General features: G+C 58.1%; 8 protein-coding genes and 2 tRNA genes. 8 read left to right on the plus strand and 2 right to left on the minus strand.

The window, feature by feature from the left end; all coding sequences use genetic code 11:
* The first annotated feature begins 237 nt into the window (after nt 1–237).
* The 7 genes from BM438_RS01130 to BM438_RS01160 all read left to right on the plus strand — a co-directional run bounded on the left by BM438_RS01130 (nt 238) and on the right by BM438_RS01160 (nt 9,442).
* Entirely contained in the window at nt 238–2,067 is a 1,830-nt protein-coding gene (locus BM438_RS01130) for an ATP-binding protein (protein WP_167378276.1), read from the plus strand.
* Nucleotides 2,068–2,074: 7 nt separating this feature from the next.
* Nucleotides 2,075–3,418 carry a sigma-54-dependent transcriptional regulator gene (locus tag BM438_RS01135; RefSeq protein ID WP_093632527.1) on the plus strand — a complete coding sequence of 448 codons (1,344 nt, stop codon included), beginning with the start codon at nt 2,075–2,077 and terminating at the stop codon, nt 3,416–3,418.
* 389 nt (nt 3,419–3,807) lie between these two features.
* Nucleotides 3,808–4,953, plus strand: coding sequence for a porin (locus BM438_RS01140; RefSeq protein ID WP_093632528.1), 1,146 nt, complete (start codon nt 3,808–3,810; stop codon nt 4,951–4,953).
* A gap of 90 nt (nt 4,954–5,043) precedes the next feature.
* Nucleotides 5,044–6,270 carry a YncE family protein gene (locus BM438_RS01145; protein ID WP_143131627.1) on the plus strand — a complete coding sequence of 409 codons (1,227 nt, stop codon included), beginning with the start codon at nt 5,044–5,046 and terminating at the stop codon, nt 6,268–6,270.
* A 23-nt stretch (nt 6,271–6,293) separates the two neighbouring features.
* The gene (locus BM438_RS01150; protein WP_167378277.1) at nt 6,294–7,064 is read left to right on the plus strand and encodes a molybdate ABC transporter substrate-binding protein; all 771 of its coding nucleotides are present in this window, start codon (nt 6,294–6,296) and stop codon (nt 7,062–7,064) included.
* A gap of 81 nt (nt 7,065–7,145) precedes the next feature.
* Nucleotides 7,146–8,186 carry a fumarylacetoacetate hydrolase family protein gene (locus BM438_RS01155; protein ID WP_093632531.1) on the plus strand — a complete coding sequence of 347 codons (1,041 nt, stop codon included), beginning with the start codon at nt 7,146–7,148 and terminating at the stop codon, nt 8,184–8,186.
* 215 nt (nt 8,187–8,401) lie between these two features.
* Nucleotides 8,402–9,442, plus strand: a complete 1,041-nt coding sequence (locus BM438_RS01160; protein ID WP_093632532.1) for an alpha/beta fold hydrolase — start codon at nt 8,402–8,404, stop codon at nt 9,440–9,442.
* A 316-nt stretch (nt 9,443–9,758) separates the two neighbouring features.
* Here the strand turns inward: BM438_RS01160 and BM438_RS01165 are convergent.
* Nucleotides 9,759–9,845 (minus strand) — tRNA-Leu (locus tag BM438_RS01165).
* Nucleotides 9,846–10,106: 261 nt separating this feature from the next.
* A tRNA-Leu gene (locus BM438_RS01170) sits at nt 10,107–10,193 on the minus strand.
* 305 nt (nt 10,194–10,498) lie between these two features.
* On the opposite strand from BM438_RS01170, the gene rnr reads away from it, so the two are divergent.
* Nucleotides 10,499–13,015, plus strand: a complete 2,517-nt coding sequence (gene rnr, locus BM438_RS01175; RefSeq protein WP_093632533.1) for a ribonuclease R — start codon at nt 10,499–10,501, stop codon at nt 13,013–13,015.
* The last annotated feature ends 93 nt before the right edge of the window (nt 13,016–13,108 follow it).

A 13,108-nucleotide genomic window follows, 5' to 3' on the forward strand; every position in this document is an offset into this window, starting at 1 on the left:
GTGCGCGGGCGGTTCTCCGCGCCATTGCTTATATCACCAAGTGGGCGATGCCCCGTGCCGGTCGCCCGGAGAGCGAGCGATCCGGCTTGCCGCATTGTTGCGTCGCCGCATTAGCGAGAGCTGCCTATGCCACGCGGTGGCGTTAATCCCAGGCTGGAAGTACGCGATCGGCCAGTGCGCAACTGGCTCTGCCAGCACGTGCATGCTCAGCAATGGTTGAAGAGATATGCAGGAGTCGTGCTGCTCATTGTTGCGGGCATCTACTGGTCCTATCAATATGCCGAGCAACTCGGCATCGAGACTATTCGCCGAGCGGCGGTCCATCGCATCGATATCTACGACACTGCACTAAAGAGCGAATTGGCACGCTATGCCTACTTGCCGTCGCTCGTGAACCTCAATCCCGAAGTGGTGCAACTGTTGCTCGAGCCTAACGATGCCGCGCTCACCGGGCGGGTCGACCAATATTTAGCCGCGGTCAATCGGGGGGCGCACTCGGATACGCTGTACATCATGGATGTACAGGGCAACACGCTGGCGTCGAGTAACTGGGACCAGCCCTACAGTTTCGTCGGAATTAACTACGGCTACAGACCTTATTTTCAGGAAGCGCTCTCGACGGGCAGTGGCACGTTCTACGGCTTAGGGGCCGCAAGCAAGGAAGCTGGCTACTTCTATGCCGAGCGAATCTACGCCAGCGGAAAAGTCGTTGGAATCGCGACCGTCAAGATCAACCTCAGCAAGATCGAGCAAATTTGGCAACGTGCGGGCGATACGGCAACGATCAGCGATATTCACGGCGTTATTTTTCTATCGACTCAGGACCGCTGGAGATTCAAGTCACTCGGCGTCTTATCGGCGCAGGCGCGCGCGGCGATCATTGCCAACCATCAATATGATGCGCCGGGCGCACTGGAACCGGTCGGCTTGATCATGCAAGAGCCGGCAGGGGACACGGCCAATATAGCCAGATTCGCGCCTAAGGCCAATTTGGGCCCGCATGCCCCGGCTTTTCTAACATCCCGTTTTTTGCTGTTGAGCCGCGCGGTGCCTGATACAAGCTGGACGATAAGCACGCTGTCGGACATCACGCCCGCAGAAGTATCAGCAGTGAACGTCGCCCTTGGGGTCGGGTTGGGGATGACGTTGGTGATGGTTTTCATTTTGTATCTTTTGCAGCGGCGGCGGATCGTCGCGCAGGAACTTGCGGCCAAGGAAAACCTGCGCCACATGAATGAGGAACTTGAACGCAAGGTAGCGCGCCGAACCGACGCGTTGAATCGAATGAACAAGACGTTGGAGCTTGAGATTTCGGAGCGCCGGCGCGCAGAAACCGTACTCAAATCGACATTGCAGGAGTTGGTCCAGGCCGGAAAAATGGCAGCGCTCGGGCAGATGTCCGCAAGCATCACACATGAACTGAACCAGCCTTTGGCGGCGCTACGGACGTTGTCTTCGAATGCGTTGATGTTCATGCAGCGGTTTGAATTCGACGAGGCGTGTCAAAACCTGCGAGTCATTTGCGACATGACCGAACGCATGGGAAAAATCACCAGCCAGCTCAAACGCTTTGCGCGCAAATCGCCCACTTACCTCGAACGGGTCCTGATCGGCTCAGCCATTTCCAACGCCATCTTCCTGCTTGATGCCCGGATTCGCAGCGGCAATGTCGAGTTAGTGCGCGAAGAGCCGGAAGAAAGTGTATACGCGATCGCGGAACCTAACCGTCTTGAGCAGGTATTTATCAATCTGATTAGTAATGCACTGGATGCGATGGCCGAAATCGGCATCGACGGCCTGGCTCGAGCGCGCGTGCTGACAATTATCGTCTGTGACGAAGCGGATCACGTTTCGATTGGCGTGCGCGATACCGGCACGGGCATATCGGACGAGGTTCGAAATCACTTGTTCGAGCCGTTTTTTACGACTAAAGACAAGGGCGAAGGGTTGGGATTGGGTTTGACGATTTCGATCGGCATCATCCAGGAGTTCGGAGGCACCCTGGTCGCCAAAAACAGACCAGACGGCACTGAATTCACCGTCAGGCTAAAACGGGCCACACTGTGAGAAGACAATGTCTAATAATCTAAAAGTGCTATTTGTGGAAGATGACGCGGCGGTGCGCCTTGGCGGCACGCAAGCACTTCGTTTGAGCGGCCTGGAGGTCCAGTCCTTCGAGCGGGCCGAACATGCCCTGCGTTATATAGAGTTTGGCTTCCCCGGCATTCTGGTTAGCGATCTCCGGTTGCCTGGCATGAGCGGCCTCGCATTATTGGAGCATACGGTTGGAACTGACGCATCGCTGCCGGTCATCCTCGTGACTGGTCACGGTGACATCCCGATGGCGGTCGACGCGATGCGCCGCGGTGCTTATGATTTTGTCGAGAAACCGTACTCGTCGGAACAACTCGTCGACGTATCGCAGCGCGCGCTCGAAAAACGTCGCCTGACGCTTGAACTCGCAACCGTTCGTCAGGCACTTGCGCATCGGGACAATATAGAAGCAAGGATTCTCGGACGTTCTCCAGCGATCGAACGCCTGCGCCGAATGATCCTGGAACTGGCCGACGCCGACGCAAATGCACTGATCCTCGGCGAAACGGGAACGGGCAAGGAGTTGGTCGCCCGTTCACTGCATGATTACGGGCATCGAAAGGCGAAGAATTTCGCGGCGATCAATTGTGCGGGTATTCCCGAGCTATTGTTCGAAAGTGAAGTGTTCGGCCATGAGGCTGGTTCCTTCACCGGCGCGATCAAGCGGCGTATCGGGAAGATTGAGTATGCCCGGGGAGGCACGCTGTTTCTCGACGAGATTGAAACAATGCAGATGTCGCTGCAAGTAAAACTGTTGCGCTTGCTGCAGGAGAAAAAGTTCGAGCGTGTCGGCTCCAACGATCTGCTTGAGATGGATTGCCGGATCGTCGCGGGATCCAAGGCGGATCTGTTGGCGCTGTCTTCAACAAACCACTTTCGCGATGACTTGTATTACCGGCTAGGCGTCATGGTGCTTGAGATTCCTCCGCTGCGGGAACGCCGCGAGGATATCCCCCTCCTGTTCGAGCACTTTGTCGTACGGGCTGCGGCTGAATACAACAGGCCGATACCGGAAATCTCGCCAGCGCAAAGGCACGATCTGATGTCGAGACCATGGGGGGGAAACGTAAGGGAACTACGTAACGTCGCTGAGCGCTTTACGTTAGGTATGCCGACGCGAGTAGACCCAGCCAGCAGCGACGACAATACCGGGAAACCCTCGCTTGAGACCAAACTTAATCTGTTCGAGCGCCAATTGATCGAAGAGGCGTTGCGCGGATGTTCGGGCCGCGCAGCTGTCGCGTGCGAGCGTTTGGGCGTACCCAAAAAAACTCTGTACGACAAGATGCGTCGCTTGGGCATCAGTACCGAGGAGTTCAAATGAAACGGCCTGGATCAGGGGCAGGAAGACCTTGACCATATTTCCAGCCATCAAATGGCCGTTTTTCTGGTTTTCCGCAATCAGGCCGAATGAACAAACGGCAAACGCACCTTAAATCAATCGCTTAGTGGTCGCACAGACTGGCACGCTGTTTGCGTAATTGTTGATGACAATTACAGTGACAACGGAGGCCCTTGAATGACTGCGTGACTGCGCGTGAGAGCGTATCGACGTAGCCGAATCCCTTGCTTTCCACTGCTTGAATCGCTTGGTCTGCCGATCCGTTTCACCGGGCGCCGCAGCGTCTTGCGTTGGCATTCCTCACAAATTAAATCGGTCTACTAACTGACTGGATTTATGGATTCTTATACCCATAATATCTTGGAGATTTTATGAGACGTCTCGCAATTTCGTGTTTTACCCTGACCATGCTGTCCACGGCTTCTATCGCCCAAGCCCAAAGCAGTGTCACGCTTTACGGCGAGATTGATGACGCCTTGGCGTACTACAACAATGTGGGTCACGCCTCCCTGGTTACGATGCAGGGTGCTGACCTGGCCACCAACCAGTGGGGCATTAAAGGCAAGGAGGACCTGGGTGGCGGTTTTCAGGCGATTTTCAACCTGGAAAACGGCTTTGACATCAACACCGGCAAGTTGAGGCAGGGTGGCCGCGAGTTTGGAAAGAACGCATGGGTGGGTCTGTCGAGCACTACCCTGGGCACGATCACGATCGGTCGTCAGCTGGATCCGACGGTTGATCTGGTTCAACCCTTTACGGCCGACGGTTATGGTCCCGCGTTTACGACCCCGGGAGATGCCGACAACAACGACAATACCTTCCGGGTTGACAATTCAATCAAGTACACGAGCCCGACTTATGGCGGCCTGCAGTATGAATTGATGTACGGTTTGGGCGGCGTGGCGGGCAACATATCTTCGCAGGAACTTTCCTCGGCTGCTGCGTCGTACACCAACGGCGGCCTGGGACTAGCCGTCGGTTATATCTTCACCAAGAACGACGGTCCCGGCGGTTTGGGCACGGCCGATCAGACTCAGAACAACTCCGTCACGCCGCTCTTTGGCAGCGTCGCGTTTGTAGGCTCACGGCTGATCACCCACGTTGCAGCTCAGTATGCTATCGGTCTGTTTACCGTTAACGTGCGATACAGCAATGCGCAGTGGAAACCCTATACAAGCTTCGCGGCATTCAACCGTACCGAAACCTTCAATACCGGAGCCACATCTCTCGACTACCAGGTGACGTCAGCGCTTGCGGTGAACGTCGGCTACACCTATACGAGATCAAGCGGCGCTTCTTCGGCTACGTACAACACTGTTGCGGCAGGCACGGAATACTCCTTGTCCAAGCGTACGACCGTCTACGCAATCGGCGGTTACTCGCATGCACACGGCACCACCTTCAGCGCAGACGGCAATAGCGTCGTGGCCGCTGGCGGTTCGGTGGGTGACCTCGAATCCAGCTCAAGCACGCCAAATCAGGTCGCTTTTATGATGGGCATTACCCACAAGTTCTGACGACGCATGCAGAAGCCACGAGCGTTTTGATAGTCACTGCCGCGGCGTCTCAGACGAAACGCTTGTCTTAAAAAATTATCCGACTGGCAAATGGAACCTGAGATTCACGAACACCTTGCAGGCAACGCGCGAAGGAAGCGGGTTCTTTCGATGCCGCCGCAAGGCACCACTCGTGCAAAAAAATCGGCTGTTAAATCTGAAGCAAGTAATGGCAGTAACACAAAAAGGATCGAGACGATGTCATACAAGCTAAAGTCGCTCGCGCTGCTCGGCAGCGTGTTTTCTTGTGTCCTGACCGGCCATGTCGGCGCCGCTGAACTCAAGATGATTTCCAAAGTGCAGGTTCCGGGCGCACCCCTGGATTCGTTCGACATCAGTTATGTCGACCAGAAGACAAATCGGTATTACCTGGCCGACCGAAGCAACAAGGCCGTTGATATTGTTGACGGAGCCACAGACAAGGTAGTTGGCCAGATCCCCGGTTTTGTCGGCTTCGACAAGGACAACGATACGGCAGGGCCTAACGGCGTCCTGGTCATTGGCAAAGAAGCCTGGGCCGGCGATGGGGATAGCTCGGTCAAGGTCATCGACCTCAAGTCCCAGACAATCGTCGATACGATCAAGACGGGCGGGAAAAACCGCGCTGACGAGATGGCATACGATCCCAGGCACCATATCTTTATCGTCACCAACGATGCGGATGATCCTCCTTTCGTGACGTTGATCTCGACCAGGCCGGGACATAAGATCCTCAAAAAGATCGTCTTCAATGACGCGACCGACGGAATCGAGCAGCCGATCTATTACGCACCGAAAAGCATCTTCCTGATGACGGTTCCAGAGATCAAGGGCGACAAGTCAACGGGCGGAATCGCCATGATCGATCCGCTCAAGGGCGAAGTCACGAATGTCATGAAGGTTTCCGACTGCACACCTGCCGGGCTGGCACGCGGGCCGGGAAAGAATCTGGTGATCGGTTGCAACGCCGGCGGCAAGAAATCGACGCTCAAGCCGGTTACGCTGATCGTCAACGGAGATAGCGGGGCAGTTGTCGCCTCGGTCCTCGATATGGGCGCAGCTGACGAAGTGGCTTATAGCGCCAAAAACGGGCAGTACTACATTAGCGGCCGGCAGATGCCGAATGGTCCGGTTCTGGGCGTGATCGACGCCAGGACCAACACGCTCTTGCAGAGCATCCCGACGGGCGGTAATGCCCACTCGGTTGCCGCGAGCGACGTGAATGGACACGTGTTTGTACCGCTTCCTAAGACAGGTGGTCCGTGCGGTGGTTGCATCGGCGTCTACAGTATTCAATGAGGCTAATCGTGAGGACAGTTCTCGTGAAAGTCAAAACGGGATTTTTAATCGGCGTGCTGCTCGCGGGGGTTCAGCCGGCTCACGCAGCGGATCTGGTAGTTTTTTCGGCGGCCGCGCTGAAGGGCGCTCTTGAGAAACTGCCAGAGCAATACTTGGCGGCGAGTGGCGACCATGTCCGATTGATCTATGGCACCGCAGGCCAGGTACACGATCGGGCAGTGTCGGGCGAAGCTTTCGATCTCGTCATTGTTCCTCCCACGCCGCTCGCCAATCTGGTCGAGCGTCATCTGGTGCAGGAGGGGTCGGAAAAAGACCTCGCTCGCGTGCGACTCGGTATGGCGGTCAAGACCGGCACCGGTGTGCCCTCGATCGGAGATGACCAGGCGTTCGCGCAGGTCTTGCTCGACGCTCCATCGATCGGTATGGCCGACCCGGCAACCGGAGCGACGTCGGGCATCTATCTCGCCAAACTGATTGACCGCCTTGGGATCGGTGACCGGGTAGACGCCAAGATCAAGTACTACGCCGAAGGACAAACGGCTATGGAGGCCATGGCGCGGGGCGAAGTATCCGTCGGACTGGGGCAGATCAGCGAAATCAAGCCCGTTCATGGCGTCACACTCGTCGGGCCTATTCCAGAGGACCTGCAGCTCAAGACGACCTACGCAGTGGGTATCGGCGCCAACAGCGGGTCACCGGCGTTGGCAAAAAAGCTGCTCTCTTATATCACCGGACCGGCAGTGCAGGCGTCATTGAAAGCGAATGGATTCGACGCTGTTTCACAGGCGAACTAGCTGGAAGCTGACCGCGTTGGCCCTACGTTGCCGGGCTTGCCACGCACTGCTATTCAGTTCTACTACTCCAAAGGAACGATCTTGGACAAATCGCGTCGCACTCTCCTTAAAATAGGCACGGGGTTCGCCCTCAGTTCGGCGGTAACCACTTGGGCTGGAGCGACTCCTGCAGCAATCAAGGTTCCCGCGGACTCGGGACTGGCTGGCGATGCGTTGCGGCTGGTGACCTATCAACATGCTGCCGCAGAAGCGCCGCGCCTTGGAGTGGTGACGGCGCAGGGCATGGTAATCGACCTTGGCGCGACTGCTCGTGAGTTGGGTATGACGCTGGCCTTCGACCCGGCGAGCATGGTCTCGTTGATAGCCGCCGGGCCCGATGCCGTCGCGCAGGCGCGTCGATGCGCGGCCTCCGGGCGAGCGCATGCGTCACTTGACGGCGTGCGGCTACTCGCGCCGATCCCGGTGCCTGCCCGCAACGTCTACGCTGTCGGCTGGAACTATCTGGAGCATTTTGGCGAGAGTCTGACCGCGAAGCAGGCAGCTCTGCCGAAGCACCCGGTGTTCTTTACCAAGGGCACGCATACCATCAACGGTCCCTTTGACCCCATCCCCTTTAATCCATCGGTGTCCGTGAAGATCGATTGGGAGGGCGAATTGGCGGTCATTATTGGCAAGCGTGGCCATAACATCGCGGAAGCCGACGCGATGCAGTATGTGTTCGGCTATGCCGTAATCAACGACACGACTGCGCGTGACATGCAGGTCGATCATGGCGGCCAATGGTTCAAGGGCAAGAGCCTGGACGGTCACGGCCCGATTGGCCCCTGGATCATTCCCGCCAGCGACATCGACTACACCAACCTGCAACTGACGACGCGCGTGAACGGTGTGGTGAAGCAGCAAATCAATACCAGCCAGATGTATTTCAAGGTGCCGCGCATCATCGAAGAGCTGTCTCTGGGTCTGACGCTCGAGCCCGGCGACATCATTGCAACGGGGACACCATCAGGCATCGGCGCCGCTCGTAACCCGCCGGAGTTCCTCAAACCTGGCGATGTGATGGAAACCGAAATCGATCGGATCGGCATGATCCGAAATGTGATTCGTCAGGTCACTACCTAGCGGCAGGTGTCGCGCGGGAATAGGGCGAAGCCACTCCCGGGGAAATTGACCTGAGCGGCAGCCTGATCGACGGGCCGGCGTTGGCGTGATGGATCGGAGCGCTGTGTGTCCTGCTCTGTGAGTGTGTCGGTTCGACTTGGCAGTTGATTGCTCATTCCATCAATCGGCAATACCAGAGAACCTTCAATATTGTTGGACAGTCATGGGAAATCAGAATGAATGATATGAACAATGTGACCGAAAAGCAGAACGCCTTGCAGCGACGTCGTTTTTTGCAAGGCGCAGCAGTGACGTTGATCACGACGACTGTGATGCCGGTAAGCGCCAGCGCTGCCACCATGCAGATCATTGCCGAAGATCACTGGGCGCAAAAAGGCGCGGTGAAACTATACCTGTACCGCAAGCGTCTCGCAGACGGCGCAAACGCAGATGCGAGCCCGAAGCCGGTATTGTTCCTGGTGCATGGCTCGTCGTTCTCGGGGCGGGGCGGTTTCGACCTGCAGGTCCCCGGATTGCCGAACTACTCGTTCATGGACGAGTTCGCAAGATACGGCTTTGACGTCTGGACCATGGATCACGAGAATTATGGCCGCTCCTCCAAGACCGAATCGAACTCAGATATCAGATCTGGCGTCGATGATTTGAAAGCCGCGCTGCCGGTTGTCGAGCAAGTTACCGGACAGAAGAAGGTCATGTTCTACGGCCAGTCGTCTGGCTCGATCCGTCTCGGTGTCTTTGCAATGGAAGAGCCGGAGCGGGTCGACCGCATGGTGCTCGATGCGTTCACCTATACCGGCGAGGGCGCGCCCGAGATCATGAAGCGGCGTGCGAACATTGCGAAGCTTACGGCCAGCAACTTCCGGCCGACCTCGCAAGCGAGCTTCGACGCCATTTTTTCGCGCGATGATCCGTCGACAGTCGACCCGGCAATACCGAAAGCCTTGGGTGACTACGAGCTGAAGTTGGTGAAGCGGACGCCGAACGGAACCTATGTCGACATGGCGATCCACATGCCGATGGTCGACCCCAAAAAGCTTCAGTGTTCCGTTTGCATGACGAGAGCCGAACACGATGGCAACGCGACGGATGCTGAATTACTCGATTTCTTCTCGCAACTGCCGAACAAAGACAAACAGTTCTGTGAGATCAAGGGCGTCGCCCACGTTGCGGTGCTTGGCATCAACCGCCACCGTATCTGGCACGCCATGCATGCCTTCTACACGATGCCGCCGCAACGTACCGCCACAAACGGGTGACTTGCACCGTCTGACGGCCGGGCGGTTACCAGGATTGACGCATTTCAATCAATCGCCGATGCCTTAAAGGAGGAGACTGCCGCGGAGAGCGTACGTGTGTGGTCGAGCATCAATGCTGGTTCCACATCGGCACGACTACTAAATCGAGTGCGCGAAAGCTGCGAGACGGGCGCTTCGATTCCGTGCATACGCAAAAATCGTTGATGTCAGTGGAACGCAAGGGATCTGTAGAAAACAAAAAACCCCGTAAGACTTTGATCTTACGGGGTTTCTCGGACTTCTTCGGCTTGAGTTGGGACTAAGCCGGAACAACTGTTGGTGCCCAGGAGAGGACTCGAACCTCCACGGTGTTGCCACCGCTAGGACCTGAACCTAGTGCGTCTACCAATTCCGCCACCTGGGCACGTCTTCAACCTAGACCGCTATTTTAGCGCGCTGATGCAGCGTGTCAATCCCTACATCCAAACTGACTATCGCTTCATCGACCGCCCGGTTGTGTCGTGCAGCGAAGCGAAACTTCACTGCTCAATCACCGCCAACTCACGTTGACGCAACCGTCTTGCCAACCACATGATCCGACCGAAAAACCGGAATCGGACCACATAGCCTCACACAAAAAGTAAAGCCGCCGATGCGAAACATCAGGCGGCTTTACTTTTGAATCTGGTGCCCAAGAGAGGACTCGAACCTCCACAGTGTTGCCACCGCTAGGACCTGAACCTAGTGCGTCTACCAATTTCGCCACCTGGGCAGGTGATGAACAGCAAAGAACGCCATTATAGCGACAGATTCAGGGCTGTCAAGCGTTTCTCAAAAGTCGCTTAAACATCGCCGCAGCGAGCCTGCGTGCGCCTCACAGCGACTATTGACGGGCCGCTTGGCGCACAAGACGGGTGTTAGAATGCCTCGCAGTAGTTCGTTGGCACGGTGCACACGCCCGTCGGACTCAGACTTGAACGAGCCGGACCCGAGCAGTCATTCCAGTGCAATCGCAAGTGCAACTTAAGCGCAAACCCAAGCGCCTCTTAAGCCCAGCCACATCGCCGACCGACGTCCATGCAACGAGAAAAAATCATCGACAAGCCCTTGAGCAAATTCCCGTATCCGATCCCGAGCCGCGAAGAAATCCTGGGCGTCCTGCGCACGAGTGAAGCGCCGCTTGCCGCGAACGACATCGCCGAAGCCCTGTCGATCAAGCGCCAGGAGCGCGAAGGATTTTTCAAGCGCTTAGGCGCCATGGAGCGCGACGGCCAGATTCGGCTCGATCAGCGCAATCTCTATCAGCTGACCCATCCGTCGAACTTCGTCGCGGGCCGCGTCCAGGGCCATCGTGACGGCTACGGTTTTCTCATTCGCGACGACGGTCAGGACGATCTGTTCCTGCCCACCGGCGAAATGCAGAAGGTCATGCACAACGATCGCGTGCTCGCGCGCATTGTCGGCTATGACCGCCGCGGCAGGCCGGAAGGGCATATCGTCGAAGTCACGGACCGCGCCAACAAGCGCGTGATCGGGCGCCTGCTCAACGAGAACGGGGCGCTGATCGTCGCGCCTGAAGACAAGCGCATCGGCCATGACATCCTGATCGCGCAAAACACCAAGAAGGCCAAGGTCGGCCAGGTGGTGGTGGTCGAGCTCACCGATTTCCCGAGCCGTCACTCGCAGCCGCTCGGCCGCGTGGTGGAAGTGCTCGGCGATATCGACGACCCCGGCATGGAAATCGAAATCGCGGTGCGCAAGTACGGCGTGCCGCACGAATTCAGCCAGTCGGCGCTCGACGAAGCCGCGCGGCTCCCCGACGAAGTCCGGCCGGTCGACGCGCGTCATCGCATCGATCTGCGCGACGTGCCGCTCGTGACAATCGACGGTGAAGATGCCCGCGACTTCGACGACGCGGTGTATTGCGAGCCGGTTCAGGTCGGCCGCGGCGAAGGCTTCCGCCTGATCGTCGCGATCGCGGACGTCTCGCACTATGTGCATCCGAAGAGCGGTCTCGACGCCGACGCGCTGGAACGCAGCACCTCGGTGTACTTCCCGCGCCGCGTGATTCCGATGCTGCCGGAAAAGCTGTCGAACGGTTTGTGCTCGCTGAACCCGAACGTCGACCGTTGCGTGCTGGTGTGCGACATGATCGTCACCGCGCGTGGCGAAGTGAAGGCGTATCAGTTCTATCCGGGCGTGATGCACTCGGCGGCGCGGCTGACCTATACGGAAGTGGCCGCGGTGCTGAAAAACACCAAGGGCCCGGAGGCCGCGCGTCGCGCCGCCTTGCTGCCGCAACTGCAGAATCTGTATGGCGTCTACAAGTCGCTGTTCGCCGCGCGCCAGAAGCGCGGTGCGATCGACTTCGATACGACCGAGACGTACATCGTCTGCAATGCGCAGGGCAAGATCGAACAGATCATTCCGCGCACCCGCAACGACGCACACAAGCTAATCGAGGAATGCATGCTGGCGGCGAACGTCTGCGCGGCCGACTTCCTCAAGCGCAACAAGCACCCGGGTCTGTTCCGCGTGCACGCCGGGCCGACCGCCGAGAAGCTTGAGAATCTGCGCACCTTCCTGCGCGGCATGGGCCTTTCGCTCGCTGGCGGCGACAAGCCGCACGCCAGCGATTACGCCGCGCTGATGGCGCAGATCCGCGAACGGCCGGACGCACAGATGTTGCAGACCATGCTGCTGCGTTCGATGCAACAGGCTGTCTACAGTCCGGACAACATCGGTCACTTCGGTCTCGCGTACGAGGCGTATGCGCACTTCACGAGCCCGATTCGCCGCTATCCCGACCTGCTCACGCACCGCGCGATCTACGCGATTCTGCAAGGCCGCAAGTATCAGCCGGAGCCGCCGCAAGGCGTCGAGTTGAACACGGCGCTGTCGCCGCGCGCCCGCGCGATGCAGCAGGCCGACGAGGAAAAACACGGCGTTCGCAACAAGTCGAAAGACGTGGCGATCTGGGAAGAACTCGGTCTGCATTGCTCGGCGAACGAACGCCGCGCGGATGAGGCATCGCGCGATGTGGAAGCCTGGCTCAAGTGCTACTTCATGCGTGACAAGCTCGGTGAAGAGTACGGCGGCATGGTGAACGGCGTGACGTCGTTCGGCATTTTCGTGCAACTCGATTCGCTCTTTATCGAAGGCCTCGTGCACGTCACCGAACTGGGCTCGGACTACTTCCAGTACGACGAGATCAAGAACGAGTTGCGCGGCGAGCGTACCGGTATTCGTTATCGCCTGTCGGATCGGGTGCGGGTGCAGGTGAGCCGCGTCGATCTCGATGCGCGCAAGATCGACTTCCGCCTCGTGCGCGATACGCCGATCAAGCCGCCGGCAAGTCGTCCGGCTCTCGCCGACAAGACATCCGGCGAAAGCGGCGGCGCGCGCGTACGCTCGTTGCCGCCGGTGGATAGCGGTGCAGGTGGCGCGGCAGCGCCGGGTGGCCGGCGCAAGAAGGCAGCGCCGGCGCAAACCGCAGCCGTCAAGGAAGCGCGCGCGGCACGCGGTGCAGCGAAGAAACACGGCGGCGCGCCGGCCAAGTCGGCTTCGAAACCGCAGGCCCGCAAGAAGCGCTGAAGTCGTTTGACGGCTTGAACCGCGCGCATCGGGTACGTAGAAACGTACCGGTTGCGCGCGGTCTTCGTTTCATCGCAATCAAGTCAGGTAGCG

Origin of the sequence: Paraburkholderia aspalathi (genome assembly GCF_900116445.1) — a bacterium.
Lineage (GTDB): Bacteria > Pseudomonadota > Gammaproteobacteria > Burkholderiales > Burkholderiaceae > Paraburkholderia > Paraburkholderia aspalathi.